This window comes from Colwellia polaris, from assembly GCF_002104515.1.
GTDB classification, from domain to species: Bacteria; Pseudomonadota; Gammaproteobacteria; order Enterobacterales; family Alteromonadaceae; genus Cognaticolwellia; species Cognaticolwellia polaris.
Genome location: NZ_NBOE01000013.1, coordinates 37,519 through 56,159 on the forward strand (window position 1 = coordinate 37,519; position 18,641 = coordinate 56,159).

12 protein-coding genes are annotated in these 18,641 nt (G+C 35.8%); 4 read left to right on the forward strand and 8 right to left on the reverse strand.

Annotated features, from left to right (window positions below; all coding sequences use genetic code 11):
• Positions 1-23: 23 nt before the first annotated feature.
• Positions 24-2,186 carry a right-handed parallel beta-helix repeat-containing protein gene (locus B6A32_RS16435; protein WP_085306009.1) on the reverse strand — a complete coding sequence of 721 codons (2,163 nt, stop codon included), beginning with the start codon at positions 2,184-2,186 and terminating at the stop codon, positions 24-26.
• Positions 2,187-2,257: 71 nt separating this feature from the next.
• On the reverse strand, positions 2,258-3,634 hold the full coding sequence (gene xrt, locus B6A32_RS16440; protein WP_158088506.1) for an exosortase: 1,377 nt from the start codon (positions 3,632-3,634) through the stop codon (positions 2,258-2,260).
• 219 nt (positions 3,635-3,853) lie between these two features.
• Here xrt and prsT (B6A32_RS16445) point away from each other — a divergent pair, with 219 nt between their 5' ends.
• From prsT (B6A32_RS16445) to B6A32_RS16455, 3 genes are all read left to right on the forward strand, one after another.
• Positions 3,854-6,601, forward strand: coding sequence for an XrtA/PEP-CTERM system TPR-repeat protein PrsT (prsT, locus tag B6A32_RS16445; RefSeq protein ID WP_085306011.1), 2,748 nt, complete (start codon positions 3,854-3,856; stop codon positions 6,599-6,601).
• Positions 6,602-6,807: 206 nt separating this feature from the next.
• A complete protein-coding gene (gene prsT / locus B6A32_RS16450) occupies positions 6,808-9,522 on the forward strand; it encodes an XrtA/PEP-CTERM system TPR-repeat protein PrsT (protein ID WP_085306012.1) in 2,715 nt (904 codons plus the stop codon).
• 168 nt (positions 9,523-9,690) lie between these two features.
• On the forward strand, positions 9,691-10,533 hold the full coding sequence (locus tag B6A32_RS16455) for a PEP-CTERM sorting domain-containing protein (protein ID WP_085306013.1): 843 nt from the start codon (positions 9,691-9,693) through the stop codon (positions 10,531-10,533).
• 641 nt (positions 10,534-11,174) lie between these two features.
• On the opposite strand, the gene B6A32_RS16460 is transcribed toward B6A32_RS16455, so the two are convergent.
• The 3 genes from B6A32_RS16460 to B6A32_RS16470 form a co-directional block, all read right to left on the reverse strand.
• A complete protein-coding gene (locus B6A32_RS16460; protein ID WP_085306014.1) occupies positions 11,175-12,065 on the reverse strand; it encodes a ThiF family adenylyltransferase in 891 nt (296 codons plus the stop codon).
• An 87-nt stretch (positions 12,066-12,152) separates the two neighbouring features.
• On the reverse strand, positions 12,153-12,959 hold the full coding sequence (locus B6A32_RS16465) for a PEP-CTERM/exosortase system-associated acyltransferase (RefSeq protein WP_085306015.1): 807 nt from the start codon (positions 12,957-12,959) through the stop codon (positions 12,153-12,155).
• A 137-nt stretch (positions 12,960-13,096) separates the two neighbouring features.
• The gene (locus tag B6A32_RS16470) at positions 13,097-13,921 is read right to left on the reverse strand and encodes a patatin-like phospholipase family protein (protein ID WP_085306016.1); all 825 of its coding nucleotides are present in this window, start codon (positions 13,919-13,921) and stop codon (positions 13,097-13,099) included.
• A gap of 125 nt (positions 13,922-14,046) precedes the next feature.
• Between B6A32_RS16470 and B6A32_RS16475 the strand changes: the two genes are divergently transcribed.
• Positions 14,047-14,811, forward strand: a complete 765-nt coding sequence (locus B6A32_RS16475; protein WP_085306017.1) for a S1 family peptidase — start codon at positions 14,047-14,049, stop codon at positions 14,809-14,811.
• A 50-nt stretch (positions 14,812-14,861) separates the two neighbouring features.
• Here B6A32_RS16475 and B6A32_RS16480 read toward each other — a convergent pair whose 3' ends face one another.
• The 3 genes from B6A32_RS16480 to gpmM all read right to left on the reverse strand — a co-directional run bounded on the left by B6A32_RS16480 (position 14,862) and on the right by gpmM (position 18,557).
• Positions 14,862-15,626, reverse strand: coding sequence for a divergent polysaccharide deacetylase family protein (locus tag B6A32_RS16480; RefSeq protein ID WP_101685980.1), 765 nt, complete (start codon positions 15,624-15,626; stop codon positions 14,862-14,864).
• A 97-nt stretch (positions 15,627-15,723) separates the two neighbouring features.
• Positions 15,724-16,941 (reverse strand): murein hydrolase activator EnvC family protein, encoded by a 1,218-nt coding sequence (locus B6A32_RS16485; protein WP_143327925.1) that lies wholly within the window; start codon positions 16,939-16,941, stop codon positions 15,724-15,726.
• A 71-nt stretch (positions 16,942-17,012) separates the two neighbouring features.
• Positions 17,013-18,557, reverse strand: a complete 1,545-nt coding sequence (gene gpmM, locus B6A32_RS16490) for a 2,3-bisphosphoglycerate-independent phosphoglycerate mutase (RefSeq protein ID WP_085306019.1) — start codon at positions 18,555-18,557, stop codon at positions 17,013-17,015.
• Positions 18,558-18,641 lie beyond the last annotated feature (84 nt).

The window sequence follows — 18,641 nt, forward strand, 5'->3', positions numbered from 1 at the left end:
TTTTATCCGTGAATAAAATAATATTATTGGTTTATCGCACCAATATCTACGGGTTTAGTTCGTAGCTTTTGGTTATAGTCGGTTGTAAATTTTTCAAGCCATACCCCATTGTTACTAAGAGGACTGTCAATGTAGGGTTTAAAGTCTTTAAATATATAATTAAATAGCTTATCAATGCTTTCGACAGTTTGACTATTTTTATCATTTTGTGTGTAGGATTGCCACTCTTTGAGTGACATGACACTTTCACCGCCATTTAATGTAAACCTTGTTGTAAAAGCGTTGTAGTTACTTTCGAAACCAATTAGCGAGCTTTCATCTATTGAGATCGCTCCTCGGTATGAATGGTAAGAAACACAAACATTGTTTTTGAATTTGTTAAAACTGCTGTTTACTTTAAAAAGAGCGCACCAACGCCCATCTTTAGGCATTACAATGGTATTGTGGATAACTTGATTATACTTCGAACCATCACCACCATCTCCTTTGAATAGCCCAATACCTGTGGCGTAGTTGTCATATAAAATATTGTTATAAACTTTTGAGTATTGAACACCATCCATATTTAAAGCGGCACCACCAGCTTTACCATTATAATAAATTAAATTGTTATAAATATGCGCATTGGTAATTATGCCAATTCCTCCCATGTTTTTGTCGCCATTTAATTGAATGCCTGCTGCATGATTGGAGAAAGTTATATTGTTGTGCACCGTTATGTTTTCAGAGGTATTTGAAACATAAATACCGTGCTCCTTAACAGATTCAGATGCTATATTATTATTGATGGTTAAGTTGCTGCAAAAACCTGTGAAAATCCCCCAATGTTGATTTTTAACTAACTTATTCCACTCTAAAGTAATATCCGAACATGTTATGGCACTTATGCCGGCACGATTGGCGTGATGAACTTCAAAGCCTCTAATCGTAATATGTTTCGCATTTTTTATTTCAATGCCATCCCTCGTATTTCCTTGAAAAGCATCAATAACTGCGCCGTCAGAGCTAAACGTAATAGGTTTGTTTTTTGTACCACTAACCGATATTTTAAAAGGGCTATAATTTCCTTTCTCTACATTAATGGTGTCACCTGGTGCTGCTAAATTCGCAGCATGTTGTAACGTTTTCCATGGCCTTTCGTTAGTTCCGTCATATGAGTCATGTCCGTAAGGCGAAACATAGAAATTAGTGTAATATTTTGCTTTGTTTTTATAGTACTTTCTATTTTTAGTGGTAGGCGAAGGATCTTTTTCATATAGTTCAAGTGGATCAGTTGTGGCAGAGTCAGGGTGCACTTGAAGTGAGCCAGTATCAATTGCTTCAAAGTCATTGGTAACGAGTTTTTTTAGATCTTTTAAACCCCAGTTACTCCAGTTTTCATTTGGCTCCCCACTTATAAATAGTGGGCCGCCGTTATCGGCTAATATCATGCCGTATTTCTTAAGTGCTGTTGCAATAATTTTAGCTTGAGGTGAGAAACTAGAAATATCAACGCTCTGTTTCAATCTTAACCGCATTCCCATGGGGGGAAGATTTGGGTTGTTATGTCTAGAGGCAAAGTGCCTAGCAGGCCATAAATATTCTCTGTTGGTTGTTCGAGCAGTGAACCTTAATGCGTGATTAATAGCACCAGATTCAACTTCATCATATCGCACTAACCCAGGAAAAATGGGCAACCCTGCAGCATCAGCTGATGTCCATTTATCAGGTCGTAAATTATTACTGTTCAGGTTGAAAACTGCGCCTGAGCCTGCAGTCCATTGTCCAGACTCTCTTTGGTAAACATGGAATAGCTCATATAAAATACATTGGTCAGTATCAAATGAAATTATGTGTCGATCGCCGTCGCCATTAGCGCCACCTTCAATTTTCGCTCGTACTGGAATAGGGTACTCTACAAGGTCACTTTCAGACTTATATTTAAATAGAACGGCGTGTTTTTTAGTGTTATTGTTGGTGTAATTTACCGGTATGCCTGCGGCCCGATTTTTATAACGTTTAGAGCCAAAGTCGGGATGAACCTTAACGCCTTTACCTATGGCATTCAGCCATGTTACAGAGCTTTTATGTACTGGTGCGTTGGTAATGTCTTGATTCCAAATATTAGATTCTGGAAAAATACTACAATTATTAGCTTGAGTGTTGCAGCTAATTAATATGATTATTTTTATAATATTTTTAAACATTAAATCTAGCTCTACTATTTTGGGCAGTGCTTGAGATTAATTGGTTAATTTGTGATTTAGCCATAAAATTATTAATCTAATGCAGTTTTTTCAAGTAAATTTATTGCAACGCTTTTAAATGCATCACAACTCTTAATACATTTTATAAATGACCAGTGAAGCTTGGTATCACTAGTTCCTATTAATGCACTCTTTAATCTCTTAATTTTAAAGTTACGACTACTAGGTGTAACTTGATTATCAATCTCGTACTTAACCATTATCATGGCTTGAGTTGTGCCATTTGAAATATTGAATATGTGCCAGTCTTTTGTATATTCTTCTGAAAATGTATTCCAACCTTCAGGAATAAAGTTATTTTCATAATAAGTTGGTTTAGCATCTAAGGTTTTATTATTAAAGCTAAATATGAGGTATGTATTATCAGATGTCCCTTCTGGTGAAACAATAGTGCTTACAGAAGAATAATTGAAAATATCAGGTGTATTTTTACTAGTTGGTATTTGACCGCCCATATTATCACTGCTGGTTATAAAAAGAGCTTTAAGTGTTGTTGATGATAAAATTAGAATGATAAGGATTCCAATACTGATCCCATTGCTAGGGTTGAGAATGTTATTAGTGTTTTGATGTGCATGATCGTGTTGCTCATCAAATTTTACGAATTTATTTCCCCAATAAAAAAGTAAAACCATGAAGGGCACATAAAGGTACCAACCGAAAGTGTTATGATCTTCCATCAAACTACTTTCCATGTTTGTATACTCACCGATTAAAATGAGTGCGGTTATTCTGATCCAATTAGTTAGTAATGCTCCAAATATGGTAATAGATAAAAACAGTATGGCTTTCTTACTATCTTTAATATTTAGAAAAATAAATAACGACCCTATTGCCAACGATACAATCATATATCTTAAACCACTGCATCCGTCTGCGATTTCGAATACTCCTGCGGGAATAGTTACAAAGTTTCCTTCAACATAAGTAGGAACGCCTGAAAAGCTCATCATGTATGTAACAACTGCTACAGATATGTTTTGTAACAAGGGGACTAATACACCCCAGAAAGGAATAATGAAAATAAGAAAAACTGCAGGGAATACAATGCTCCAATTAAAGCGATAAAGCATAGTTATACTAGTTACAAATACAGCTATGAGTGCTACCCAATAGCCTATGCTTATCTGGGCATTGCTGGTAACAAATAATACATAACAACTTAGCACTAATGAGAGTACAGAAAAAATTGATGGAACTGCTCTAAATTCTAATTTACCAGTTTGTGATAATTGATAAAAAAGATACATGCTAATAAAAGGAATAAGATACGCGTGCGAGTATGTGCCATCATCAAATCCATGACGCCATAACGTTAGTATAATAGGAAGGTTAAGCATGCATAAAATTGTGAAAAGAGCGACTATACCAAGAAAAGGCTTAGTCATTTTAGGCACTACTAAAAAAGAGTCTCTGTTCATTACTAACCATTGATATCAATATTGTTTAATATCAATAGTACCTAGAATATAAGATTAGATATACTGTTTTTTGATATAAAGACTTTCTTACATTAGCTGTAAGATAATTACTAATAATTGTAAGGAGTTTGCTAAATGGGTAGTATGTTAATATTTGAATCTATATCAAATTGAAGGCATTTATTAATGGCGTTACATAAAATATTATTTATTAGTGTTGTATTAACTATTATTGTTGGTTGTGGCGAAACCATAACGGCTAAAAAACATATAGAACAAGCAAAAGCTTATATTATTGAAAAACAAATTGATGAAAGCATTATTGAATTAAAGAATGCTATTAAAAAATCTCCAAAAGACTCTGAAGCTCGGTTTTTATTGGGTGAGCTTTATTTAAATCAAGGAAGTGGTCTCAAGTCTGTAAAAGAATTAGAAAAAGCGCATGAATTAGGATATCCAAATAATAAGTTACTTCCTTCCCTTGCGAGGGCTTATTTAATTAATAATGACGACGAAAATGTTTTATCGCTAGATGATACAGAATCTTTAGCTGATGAAAATAAAGTAGAATATCTTTCTTATAAAACACTTGCAGCCATTAAAGTCCAGCAGTTCAGTTTAGCAGAAGAGACCTCGGAACTAGCTTTATCTATATTACCAACCAATATATTTTCAATACTCTCACAGGCTTATGTTGAATTATCTAAAAATAATATTGAAAAAGCATCTGCCTTAATTACCAAAATTATAAGTATTGTTGATGATAACCCTGAAGTTACCATGCTTGAAGCTCAAATAGCTTCAGCACAACAAGATTTTCAAAAAGCTAGTGAGCGTTATAAGTATTATCAAACATTGCAGCCTAACGCACGTGTCGTTTACTTATTAATAGCAGATAGTCTAATAAAAGCTAAACAATACGATGAAGCAGAAAAGTATGCCGATGAGATCCTCTCGATATTAAGCACTCAGCCTATTGCTAACTATGTTAAAGCGGTTGCTTTGTTTGAAAAAAAGGATTTTATACTTGCTAAAGAGCATGCTGAAACTGCACTAAATCAAAACTATAACTTACCAATTTTAAAATTAATAGCAGGTACTAGTGCGTTTTATTTAAATAACTTTGAGAGTGCTCACCTTCATTTAAATACAGTAGCAAAACAGCTACCACCTAATCATTATGCAAGAAAAATATTAGCAATAAGTCAGCTTCAGCTGGGGTTAATTGAAGATATAAACGATACACTTGTCGGTTTTAATGCTACAACCTCGGAAGGGGTCGATTTTCTATCTAATATGAGTTATCAGCTCGCTGAGTTAGGCGCTGTTGAAGATGCTAAATTAATATCGAAACAAGCTGATGGCGATGTTGAATTGAGCGCACAGCAAAGTGTTCGTCAGGGGGTTTTAAAGCTAATGATGAACGATCCTTCTGGTGTTGAAGATTTAGAGGTGGCTCTTGAAGAAAATCCAGATATTGAAGGTGTTGAACTTGCTATTGCTTATGCAGCATTACAAAAAGGTGACTTTGATCAGGCGCTGAAAGTTGCCAAAGGTTGGCAGGAAAAACAGCCAGATTTAGCAGGAAGTTATAATATGCTAGCCGCAGTTTATATTGCGCAAAAAAAGAATGATTTGGCCAAAGAAGCATTACAGACTAGCTTAACTAAAGATGTAAATAACCTTTTTGCGCTTACCGAATTAGCGAAGCTTAATTTTTCTGAAGGAAACAGCACAGAGGCGGAAAAATTTGCTTTACGTGCGGTGGATAAATTTCCAGATAACCCGAGAGCATTACGATACTTGTATTCAGTAAAGCCTGAGCCTGCTGCACTAGATAAGATTAAATTGGCATATCAAAAAGACAGCAGTAATATTGCTCTAAATTTACTTTATATTGATGCACTTATTGCATCTGAAGATTTAGCTCAAGCTTTAGATATTTCAAACGCACTTGAAATTAATGTTAAAACACCGAAAAAAGCATGGTTACAACGCTTATCTATTTATAAAAAACAGCAGAATGAACTTCAATTAGTAACGGCGCTTGAAAAGTGGCTTCAAGTTAACCCATATCATATTGAGCCTGTTTTAATGTTGTCTGAATACTATGTTAAACAAAGGCAAGCAGATAAAGCATTACAATACTTAAACAAAGCATTGTTAGGGCAACATAAAGAGAACTTAGCGGTGAAAATTGTTAAAATACAGTTGCTATTAAATCTTGGCAAGTTGGATGACGCTAAAACTCTTTACCAAGATTCTCAGTTTGAGAAAGTTAATCCTGCACTTCAATCAGGCCTAGAAGGACGAATAGCTTTTCTTGAAAAAAATTATGTTGTGGCACTTAAAAAATTAGCACCATTTTATAAAGCTTACCCTTCAAGCCAAAATGCAATGCTAGTTGCACTAGCGCAAAAGCAAGCACAAAAAGGTGATGAAGCAATTCAAACGTTGAAAACCTTTTTAAAAGCAAATGATTCAGACACCCAAGTTCGTTCTTTATTAGCAAGCTTTTATCTCGAGCAACAACCTGAAAAATCTATACCGCTATATGAAAGAATGTTAAAAGATAGTCCTGAGAATGTTGTTTTTCTAAATAATTTAGCGTGGCTAAACCTTGAAAATAACAATTTAGAACTTGCTTTGAAATATTCATCTGAAGCAATTAAATTAGCGCCTAAGCATCCTAGTGTACTTGATACGCGAGGTATGATTTTACTTAAATCGGGCGATAAAAACATTGCACTCAAAGCATTAACAAGTGCTTTTGAATTATCAAGAGGCACTGATATTAATATTGTGCTTAACTATGCTGAGGTGCTTATCGCTAATGATAAAAATGACGAAGCACGTAAAATTTTAAGACGTTTAAAGCCAGAAGATCCTGAACAAAATGTAAGATTAAAGCTTTTAAAGTCGTCAGCAAACTAATATCAATTTAATTAATTTGTATTTAAGAATCAGGTTTATCTTCTTAGCCTTAGTAAAGGCTAAGGATTATAAACCTTCATTCAGTTAGCCCGCAGTGCTCTTCGTTTTAAAGTTATTCAGGTGAATAACTATCACATACCTTTTGTATACTAAACGACGTAGAGCGAACATTTGGAAGTTGCATAATCAAGATTTAAGGAATTAATATGAATATCAATAGTAACCCTAAGTTAGCCATTTCAGCTCTTTTATTATCAACCATATTGCTTGGTTGTGGTGACAATAAAACGCCAACTGAATATATGGCTGAAGCAAAAACAGCGATTAATGACGGCCAGAAAAGTGTGGCTATTATCAATCTGAAAAATGTATTAAAAACTGAAGCAGATAATGCAGAAGCGCGTTTTTTATTAGGTTCAGTTTACGTGCAGCAAGGCTTATGGGTAAATGCTGAAAAAGAACTTAGAAGAGCTGAAACGGCAGGTTTTTCAGATGATAAACTTAGTTTATTACTATTGAAAGTTAATTATCGACTTGAAAATATAGATTACTTGGCGGCAATTACTGAAGAAAATAAATTGAATGAACTAGCAAAGTTATACTTGGCTCTATCGGCACTTAAGAGTAGAGATATAGTAAAAGGCCGCTCTATGCTGGATGAAATCATTTTGGTTAATGATAATCAAAATATAAGTAAATTAGCTATGGCATGGGAATCATTTTTAGATAAAGAGAACAAAGCCTCCTTAGCATTTTTGAACGCTGCGGAATCTGCAGATATTATCCAAGAAGATATAATCGAGTTACGAGTTGCGAACTTTGTTGTGCAAAAAAAATATGAAGCGGCAGCTGAGCAGTTAGAATTGTTTTTATCACTTTATCCTCAATCTCATAGTCATAGACTTCAGCTAGCTGACCAATATGCTAAATATAGGAACTACGCTAAAGCAGAAGAAAATGCTGATTTACTATTAACACTTTTTGAAAATAACGTTGTATTAAATAGAATTAAAGCAGAAATAAAATTTAATGAGAAAGAGTACACCTTAGCTAAAGAATATGCAGATATCGCACTACGTAATAGTAATGATGTTTTGGCGAAAATCATTGCAGGTTTAAGTGCGTATCAACTTGAGCAGTATGAAGCATCATACAATTACTTAAGTGCCTTAAGTGATGCTTTTGCAAAAGACCACCCTGTAAATCAAATGATAAAGCTACTGTCTAACCAGTTAGCCTATGGTGACGCGGGTATAGATAGTACATTACCTGATATGGTTAGCTCTTTAATTCAAAGTGGTGATTATAATAAAACGCGTGAACTCATCGAAGGAGATTCTAATTCAGCAACCCTAAAAGAAGGTGTAATAGATTTTAGATTGGGACTGTTAAAAATTATTGAAGGAGATAATTCATATACAGAAGATTTTGAACGAGCAATTGCTGATGGATATGATGGTATTGAGCCGAGAATTTTACTCGCTCAGCAATATTTACAAGATAAAAAGTATAGTAAAGTTTTAGAAATTGCAGAGTCTATATCTTCGTCAAATGAAGTAACTGCTTTTCTACTTGAGGGGAGTGTCTATCAAGAACAAGGTGAGCTTTCTAAAGCTTCTGAAGTTTATCAAAAAGTACTTGTGAAAGAGCCTTCTCATACAGGTGCTATGTTTAAACTGAGCCAAGTTTACTTTAAACAAGGTGATTCAGATAAATCTATTTCGCTACTCAAAAATATTTATTCTATCTCGTCTTCTAATGTTTATGCAGTTCGCGCGTTATTTAAGTTTTCTTTAGAAGATAAAAATAAAAAAACTTTAGAGCAGTTTTTTATTACGCAATTGGCAGAAGATAAAAAACGCCTTAATAGGCATATAGTTTTGACTGAGTTTTACTTACTTCATAAAGAATTTGAACAGGCATTAGACATTACTACTCGCTATTTATTAGTGTCACCTGAACAATTGGAGTTGACGTTATTAAAAGCCAGAGCGCTCTTATCATTAAATAGAGTAAAAGAGGCAGAAGAGAGTTTAAATACTATAGAAAGCTTCGCTTTTGGTCACCCTGATTTTGTTAAAAGTAAAGCGATATTTTTGAATGCGAGTAACAAAAAATCAGAAGCAATTAAAGTGATTGAGGATTTTATCGTAACGAATAGTAATGAGTTAAATGACGAATTATTATTACTATTAAGTAGTCTTTATATTGAAACGGTGAAGATTGCGCAGGCAGATAAAACTTTAAATAAAGTTAAAAACAAGCAAAGTGCTATATATATTCGTATAGCTGGGAAAGTAGCGTTAATTAAAGGCAATAATACTTTAGCTAAAGAGCTTTTAAGTAATGCCTATAAAGATAACCCTATACAAATAGTGGCATTAGAGCTTGCTCAAGCATTACAAAACTTAACTGAAATTGACGCCGCAATTGAATTACTAGAAAGCCACATTGCACAATTTAAAGAGAGCAATGTTATTTTATTGAATTATAAATTAGCCGAATTAAACGAGGGGAAATACCCCTCAAAAGCAGAACAGTACTATAAGAAATTGTTAGTGGATACAAATAACAGCGTTGTATCGATAAACAATATAGCTTGGTTTTATTATACTCAAGGGCGTTATAGTGAAGCGAAAACATATGCAACAATCGCTGTAAAGAAAGCGCCAAAATTAGCCCCTGTACAAAATACTTTAGGGGTTATTTTATTAGCGTTAGAAGAGTACAGCCAAGCAACCTACCATTTAAAAACATCTGTGGAATTAGGACAGGCAAACAATAAATATAAAGTATGGCTAGCAAGAAGTCATATGTTGAACAATGATTTAGAAGCCGTTAAGAGTCTACGTGATTCTATAAAGGTAGAAAGCTTAGATGCAGAAATGACATTAATGTTTAACACGATTTATGCTAATTAGAAAAGAGTATATTAGTATGTCAGGTATTTTTACAGTTTTGACTTTAAATAAAAGCGACTGTGAATAAAATCCATTATAATCAATCGATTGAAAAGTTGGCTTACTATGTGCATTGATACTATCAAGCAAGAACATTAATTAAATTTAATATACAAAAGGGAATATAAAATGAAACTTACTTTATTAAAAGCAGCAGCAGTTGCAAGTGTATTAGTTTTTAATACAGCTTATGCTGACTCAATCCAAGTAGATTTAAACGACAGTGGCGCTAGCCTTACATCTGCATTTGACAAGTTAGGTGTTTTCTATGATTCACATACAGTTGTAAATGTAGCAACAGGCGCAGTGAGTACTTATGCAGGTGCAAACTTAGTTGGCAACAACATCTTAGGTTTAGGTGATGTATATTCAAGCTTTTCTGATATGACAAACAATGGTACAGAAAATATTTTATTATCTTCACCTAACGTTGCAACATTATTTATGGAAGGTTTTTCTGCCGGTTCATACTTATCATTTGGTGTAGACTTAGTTGGTTCATTCAGCCCTACTAATGGCATAGTATATTCTTCTGGTACTTTAGATTTATGGCAGGGTTACACTGATGGTGTTACACCAGCTGAAAAAATAATGTCATCTACTTTCGTTTCAGGTGGTATCACAGCTGGTAACCAAGATGTATTATCTATTGCTGGTCCTGCTGATATATTGAAAGATGACGTATTATTTTTCGACCAAAATGGTACTCCAATTTCATTTGAAGATTACTTAGCTGCTAACCCACTTACAGATATTCGTTTGACTATCGATCAAAATGTTGTAAATGGTGCTAATTCACTAATCACAGCTGTAGGCGGTGGTGCAGGTTTTATCGGTCAATCTGGTAACGAAGTATATGTAAGTGCAGGTCATAACGCATCACTTACATTTAATGTGCCAGAGCCAACTACTTTAGCTATTTTAGGCTTAGGTTTATTAGGTTTTGCCGGCTCACGTCGTCGTAACTCTTAATTAGCACTTAACCTTAGCTAAACTAAAAACCGCCATTAGGCGGTTTTTTTATGTCTATAATCTTTAAGTTTAGTTCAAGGTGCTATTAGAAACCTTTAAAAATAATTGTTATGAGCATAAAAACATGTGATGAGTGAGCAAGTAAAAACTTTAAATTAGTGAAAGCTGGTTACTATATAAAAATGTTAAGTGGCCTATGTTTTATAAGTGATTATGAAATATGAAGATAATAATAGTAATTCTGATTAACTATGTAGTTTATAACCCTTAGTTAGTGGTTAAATTTGGTAGAGAAGTGATGCAAGGCAATGTGCTTGTAGCCTTGTAAAATACGTAATATTATCCGGCTCTTTCAAAGAAAAAATCGCCCAAAGGCGATTTTTTTATTTTATAACAACAATATACTTTAGTTAACCTGAACTCTGGATAATGAGTGCTTGATACTCAAGTGAATCAAAAGCTTAGGTGGTAAAGTAAATGCTATAGCCAGGTGAACATCACGAATAGACATCATCAATGCTTCATTTTATGCCATTTTCAAGGCAAAACGTTTATGAATAGCGAGCTATTTATCGACGTTTTAACGAAGAAAATGGCTTAAAATGGAGGGTTGAGCAAGTGCTGCTTATCCAGAGTTCAGGTTAGTTACTCTCTTTCAATAACTCTTTAACACGCCAAAACATGAAGCGTTGTAGCCAGTTTCTATTACCCCATGGTCGCCAGGTTTTAATTAAGTTGTTTCTGTAGGCGTCGAAATGCATACCATGCGGAGCATGTATAACATTTCCACGGTTTAGCACTAATTTTAATACGTTAGTACACAAGGTGCCTGCTGCAAGCGAAATACCCATACAGGTTGATGGAACTTTTTTCTTAAGAAAATTAACGGATGATCTATCCACTAAATAATGACGTTGTTGAACAGACGGCGAAACACCGATTACAAAACGAATAATATTATCGTTAAATATTTGTGATTTTTCTTCTTCACTGGCATTTGCAGCGGCATCAACTATAGCGAAATACTCATCGAAAGACATTTTTCCAGGTATAAATATTAAAAATGCAGTCCCCATTCCCATTGGTGCAGCTGTAATTGCAGGAATGCCCTTTTCGTAACAGCGACGAAATACTTTACGTCTGATTTCTAATACAAAAATATCTAAACTGTCTACATAGATATCAACACCATCTAGAAATTCATCAAGATTTTCTTCATTAATACCTGCATTGAAATTTTTAATGGTAGCTTCAGGGTTAATGCCTCTTACCGTCTCTTCCATTACTGCAGCTTTAGCCTTTCCAAGTGTCGACATATTTGCGCCAGCTTGGCGGTTAAAGTTGGCTACATCATATTCGTCAAGATCTGAGATGTGAAAATTACCAATACCTAAACGCGCTAACACTATTGTGTGATCACCACCAACGCCACCTAAGCCGCCAATGGCAACTTTTGTATTTCTAAGTTTTTGTTGTTCTTCTTGAGTAACCCAACCAATATTTCGTGAGAATGCTTCTTCATAGTTAAACATGGGGATCCTTATATACTAAAAACTTAATTCTATTGAGACTGTTCATACGTTAATGATAGTTAAAAAAAGTAATCTGGGGTAACTAAATCAGAGCTGACTACAAATTTCTTTTTGTATTTCTTTAAATAAACATTTAAAGCCTGGTGATAAATTTTCCATGAAAATACTCGGGTTTATATAATACGGCGCCCTTATTCCATGATAATCAATTGCTTCGCCAAGCTGAATGAAGTTTATACCGACAAATTTCATACTGCGTGCTAGCCTTGGTTCCATCATAACGTAAACATGCTTAACACCTGTTTCCATGCTCATTGTTGCTGCGGCCATGTATAGGCCGATGGCGATGAATGGGAAGCAACGTAATTCAGTTTCTGAGTAGGTCGGCTCATTGATCGCACCTACAGCTGAACCTCTGAATTTATCGGTTTTACGACGTCTGAAATCAGCTTTAACCGCGAGGCGAGATATTTCAGCTATTTCTTGTCTAGGGAAGTTACGCGGGTGGAGTTCTTGGTTTTGTATGGCATCTAAACAGTATTTTTCTATGGGTAATAATTCAGATTCATTCGCCGATTTAACTACACGAACACAGCTGGTATAGGTATTTGACGGTTTGTGTTTGATCATTGAGAAAATTGACTGAGCGTCAAACTCGTCTTGTTCTTTACCTTCGGCTTTTACTTTTTCAAAGGCTAATTCTTCGCAATATACATTGTGGCGTATACGGAAAACTTCATCGCGAAGCTCACGGTTACTTGCAAATTCTGGTTGTAGGAATTGGGTAAAATGCTCAGCAATATTCATTGCATCATTGTTCACTTTGATTGATGCAATACGCTTGGTTATGCCGCCAATTACTGGGGTGTTTAGTAACTTCTTGCTCCAATTCATTATTTTCTCATTTTATATGGTTAAAAACGTTAACCGATAATATATATTTATTATTGTAGAATTAATTTAGCACTTTAAATGTGATTTATGAAATATAATTGTTAAGTATTTATTAATAATGTTTATTTTATATAATTTTAACTGCGATTCTGAGTTTTAATCGGTACAATTTCCATTGCTGTTTGGTAACCTACATCAAATAGTTCGAGTTTTTTCTCTTCACTCATACCAAAATCAACAGCGGAAGAAAGACCTGCATTTATTATGATGGTGTTATGCCAGAATGCATCGTTGATATATTCTCGTGATATCGTGGTCATAAATGTGCGAATGAGTAAAGTGACATAATTAACGATAGGGAACATACCGTCGGTTTTTAATTCGTCATATTCGTGTTCACCTCTTAAGCGAAAACATAGTACGGGAGTGCCATCCATCGCCCAATCTCTGTGCAAGGCGTCTTCTGATAAAATACTGCCATCTACCATTAAATGGCTGCCAAACTTTTTAAAACTAAATACCAGTGGTATCGACATTGAAAACCGAACAGCGAGAGATACTTTCATGCCGGGTGTTCTTTTACGATCGAAAATTACTGGACGACCTGTTTTGACATCGGTAGCGACAATATGCAGGTTGCAGTTAAGATCGTTAAAAGTTTTCCCTGATAAATGCTTGTCGACCCATAGTTCAAAAACATCACCTGAGCTTAAGCCGCCATTTCGAATTAAACTAATAATTGAGAAACCTTTAAATTGATTATAATCAGTAGTTAAGGCGATTTTTTTCATTTTACTAATCGAAAGGCCGGCAGCGTAGAAGCTGGCAATAATGCTTCCGCCTGAAACACCGACAAGATGGGTAAAGTCAATGCGTAAATCATCTAATGCTTGCAGAACGCCGATATGAGCGGGTAACCGCGTGCCTCCGCCAGCTAAAATAGGTACTATAGTTTTCGCCACTCAGTCATACTCTTTATTGTTGCTTTATTATTGTGTCATTTAATTATGGACAATAATTTCAAAATCGCTAACAAATAAGTATGCTAAGTTCAGGTAAAGTGTGAAATTTTTTAAAGAGTGAAAACATGAAATATTTATTACCATTATTAATATTTATCGGATTGCTATTTAATCCGGTAGCAAAAGCGAACTTGGTTGACACCGTTAGCTTGGTCACACCTTCAGTTGTCGGTATTGGTGTTTATACCCCAACAGGGCGGCAGAAAAATCAGCTAAATGGTACGGGCTTTGTTGTTGGCGATGGCACCTACATAGTGACAAATAATCACGTTATTAATACAGAGTTAGACGAAAGTTTATTGCAAAAATTAGCGGTTTTTACCGGCAAAGGGCGAGCAGCTAAAGTTAGAATTGCCACTTTAATTGCCACTGATAAAGAACACGATTTAGCAATTCTTAAAATTGAAGGCAAAGCGTTACCGGCGTTAACCTTAGCGAAGAATGACTTTATTAAAGAGGGTAGTAGTATTGCATTTACCGGTTTCCCTATTGGTGCAGTACTTGGGCTTTACCCTGTTACACATCGTGGCATTATTGCTGCGGTTACACCAACGATTATTCCTGTTGATGACTCAAGACAATTAAGCATTGCTATGCTTAAGCGTTTACGAGATCCCTATTTAGTTTATCAATTAGATGCCACAGCGTACCCCGGTAATAGTGGTAGTGCTATGTATGATGTTAAAAACGGTGAGGTTGTTGGCGTTATAAATAAAGTTTTTGTTCAGCAAAGTAAAGAAACGGTGATCAGTAAACCTAGCGGAATTACCTATGCTATACCGGTAAAATACCTACATCAATTATTGAAAAAACATAATATAAAGAGCTAGTTAATTATGCACTGTCAGGTATTTTTACATAGTTAAAATACCTGAGTTCTTTATTCTTCAGCACTTTCCTGTGCGTTAAGTGAGTTTGTTTTACGGGTAAGCAATTGAGATATTGGCACCAGCTCAACATTATTTTCAGCAAGCAAGGGTAATAGTTTACGAAGCGCCGTTACCGTTTCAGGGTGAGGGTGAGCAATTGCAACCACTGTTTGGTAACGTTTAGCGTCTCTAATGAGTTGTTTAAACTGTTGTCGAATATAATTGTGCTCTAATTTATTATCGAGAAAAATATGTCGATGTAAACTTGGCACCCCAAAGCTAATAGCAACCTTCTCAGCTTTACTCGCGCTGGTGGTAACGCTATCAATAAACACTAGATTTCGCTCTTGAAGAAACTGCATAGTCCAAGCCATAGGTTGATACAGCTCAGTTAACTTACTGCCCATGTGGTTGTTAATACCTAACGCAAAGGGAATTTCAGCAAAAGCATTGGTTAAGTTTTCTCGAATGCCGATTTCACTCATTTCACTCGTTAATGCGCCTGGTCCTAGCTTTTTGCCGTTTTTTGCTTCCATTGGAATATGCAAAATAACATCATTATTGTTCGCTTGTGCTTTTAGCGCTAACTTTTTTCCATAAGGAGTATGAGGCAGAATAGCGTAACTAAGATTGCCAGGTAGATACAATGCTTGAGCATCGCTTTTGCGGTAACCAATGTCGTCAATAATGATCGCTACTTGTGCTTGTTGAGCATAAAGTAAAGCAGGAAATACTAGGCTAAGGGGCGAAAAAATTTTGAATAATAATTTAAGCACGGTAAGTTTTTCTTATAACAAGGCATAACGGAGAATAGCAGTTCAAGTGGTCAAAATCGACCAATTCAAAGTATAATAATTTTAAAGCTCAACAGTTTTATTTGCACCAGAGTTTTGGATTAACAGCTAAACCTGTGTGTCTAATTTCAAAATAAAGCCCAGAGTTAGCTTGCCCACCACTTTGCCCTACTAAGGCTATAGGTTCACCTGCTTCTACTCGGTCGCCTACTGATTTAAGTAACGCTTGGTTATGACCATATAAGCTCATGTAGCCATCACCATGATCAACCACAGTAACTAACCCGTAACCCTTCAACCAATCTGAAAATAAAATAGTACCGTTGTGAATAGTTTTAACTTCTCTACCAATAGGCGCTGAAATTAACACGCCTTTCCATTTTAAGTACCCTTGCTTGCTTGAGCCAAAACTATGACTAATTCGTCCTTTAACCGGCCAACTAAGTTTACGTTTTAACTTACTTAAACCAACGAGCTTTTCTGCTTCTTTCGCCCTTTTAGCTCTTTCGGCATCAGCAGCCATTTTCTTTAACAAGGCCACTAACGCTTTTTCTTCTTGCTCTAGTTTGTTGAGTTTTTGTTGTTCGGTAAGCGCTTTTTTATTCAGTGCTTTTAATGTTTGCTGCTGTTTTACTTTTGATAATTCGAGAATTTTTTTCTGTTGGCTTTGCGTTTGTGTTAATTCTGATAATTGCGCAGCTTGTTGTTGATATTGTTGAGTAATGTTATTTAATTGGGTAATTGTACTTTTAAAAGTCTCAATTTCTTTAATACGGGCGGTATTTAAATACTGGTAATGGGTAATAGTGCGCTGCACTTCACTGGGTTTTTCTTGATTTAAAATTAATTTTAGATAATCGTGGTGACCCGCAGAATAGGCAGCTCTGAGTTGTTTGGCTAGAATTTGTTCTTGTTGTTTTTTATCGAGTTCAAGCTGTGTTTTTTCCGCACTTAACTCTGCGAGTTTCTTTTCTGTTGCGCTGAGTTCGCTGCTGGTATTGGATAAGTCTTTTGCAATTTTGCCGATAGCGAGATCATCAGTTTTTAACTGTTGCTCTAAATCACTGATTTTAACGTTGGTGTTTAACAGGTTTTGTTTTTGCTGATTAATCGCCTGTTGAAGATCACTCAGTTGTTGGGTGGTTTGTGAACTTTTATTTGAACTGCTATTAGCGTTTGCTTGTACTTTGCCAATAAAAAATAAACACAACACAAGTAGCCCAAGGCAAAAAGCAAAGCCTGCATTGTGCTGGCTGCGTTTTGAAGTTGGGTATTTTATGTTGATACTATTCGGCAAAATAACAAGCACGCTTAAGTTCAGTTAATGTTAATTAGAGAATACTATTTGTTAATAACAATTCGCTAATCTTATTTAGTGAGCGTTAATAAGTTATGCCCAGTCATTTCCTCTGGCTGCGGCATATTCATTAATGATAAAACTGTTGGGGCAATATCACTAAGCGCACCTGATGCTGCCATTGAGGCTTTGCGACCAACATATATTAAAGGCACCGGCTCACAAGTATGTGCTGTATGAGCTTGTCCAGAAGTAGGATCTAGCATTTGCTCTGCGTTACCGTGATCGGCGGTGATTAAGCATTCGCCACCTGTTTTGTCTAACGCATTTACAATACGTCCTATGCAAGTGTCAACTGCTTCACAAGCTTTGACTGCTGCGTCAAAATCACCCGTATGACCAACCATATCACCATTAGGGTAATTACAAACAATAAAATCGTGATCACCGCTTTCTATTGCCGCCACTAATTTATCGGTTAACAGTGTGGAGTTCATTTCTGGTTGTAAGTCGTAAGTAGCCACTTGAGGCGAAGGCACTAAAATTCGCTCTTCACCTTTAAAAGTGTCTTCTTTACCACCGCTGAAGAAAAAAGTTACGTGAGCATATTTTTCAGTTTCTGAAATACGAAGTTGTGTTTTGTCATGTTTTTCTAACCATTCGCCTAAAACGTTATTAAGTTCAACTTTAGGGAATGCACATGGTGCGTTAATGTCAGCTGCATACTCGGTTAACATCACAAAACTGCCTAATTTAGGCTGGTGCTGGCGTTGAAAGCCTGAAAACTCTGGCTCGGTAAAACAGCGAGTAAACTGGCGTGCACGGTCAGCGCGAAAGTTCATAAAAATCATCGCATCGCCATCTTCTACTTGAATAACATCACCGTTTGTATCGGTTATCGCAGAAGCTTTGACAAACTCGTCGTTTTCGTCACGCGCGTAAGCAGCATGTAAAGCATCGGTTGCTTTGCTGTATTGGTATTGCGCTTGGCCTGCTACCATTAAATTGTATGCTGATTCAACGCGATCCCAACGTTGATCTCGGTCCATAGCATAATAACGACCGATAACTGAGGCAACTTGGCCAAAGCCGAGTTGTGCAAATTTTTCTTGTGCTTTAATAAGTGACGCTTCAGCGCTGCGTGGTGGTGTATCGCGGCCATCTAAGAAAGCATGTAGATAAATTTTTGTAGCGCCTTTTTCTGCTGCCATTTCTAACATGGCAAAAATATGATCTTCATGACTATGAACGCCGCCTGGAGATAGCAAACCAAACACGTGAATCGCTTTATTGTTACTAACGGCATTATCTACTGCGCTAGCCAATGTTGGATTGCTTTGAAACTCGTTATCTTGAATGGCTTTAGTAATTCTAGTGAAGTCTTGATAAACAATGCGACCAGCACCTAAATTAACGTGGCCCACTTCCGAATTACCCATTTGCCCGTCTGGTAAGCCTACCGCCATGCCCGAAGTTTCAATTAACATATTAGGCTTATTCGCCATTAAATTGTCTAGTACCGGGGTATTAGCATGAAAAATAGCGTTTGATTCGGTGTTTTCTCTATATCCCCAACCATCTAGAATAATAAGAACAGTAGACTTCTTGTTTGGCATCACGGTTTCCTTTAAACGAGCAAATATAGGTAAAAATAATTGAATATAATTTTCAACAGCAGTATATCAAGTCATGATGTGAAT

What these genes read in the sequence shown, in the direction of transcription:
- xrt (WP_158088506.1), bottom strand. Translation starts at nt 3,634, where the DNA reads ATGACTAAGCCTTTTCTTGGTATAGTCGCTCTTTTCACAATTTTATGC.
- prsT (WP_085306011.1), top strand. Translation starts at nt 3,854, where the DNA reads ATGGCGTTACATAAAATATTATTTATTAGTGTTGTATTAACTATTATT.
- B6A32_RS16455 (WP_085306013.1), top strand. Translation starts at nt 9,691, where the DNA reads ATGAAACTTACTTTATTAAAAGCAGCAGCAGTTGCAAGTGTATTAGTT.
- prsT (WP_085306012.1), top strand. Translation starts at nt 6,808, where the DNA reads ATGAATATCAATAGTAACCCTAAGTTAGCCATTTCAGCTCTTTTATTA.
- B6A32_RS16465 (WP_085306015.1), bottom strand. Translation starts at nt 12,959, where the DNA reads ATGAATTGGAGCAAGAAGTTACTAAACACCCCAGTAATTGGCGGCATA.
- B6A32_RS16460 (WP_085306014.1), bottom strand. Translation starts at nt 12,065, where the DNA reads ATGTTTAACTATGAAGAAGCATTCTCACGAAATATTGGTTGGGTTACT.
- B6A32_RS16475 (WP_085306017.1), top strand. Translation starts at nt 14,047, where the DNA reads ATGAAATATTTATTACCATTATTAATATTTATCGGATTGCTATTTAAT.
- B6A32_RS16435 (WP_085306009.1), bottom strand. Translation starts at nt 2,186, where the DNA reads ATGTTTAAAAATATTATAAAAATAATCATATTAATTAGCTGCAACACT.
- gpmM (WP_085306019.1), bottom strand. Translation starts at nt 18,557, where the DNA reads ATGCCAAACAAGAAGTCTACTGTTCTTATTATTCTAGATGGTTGGGGA.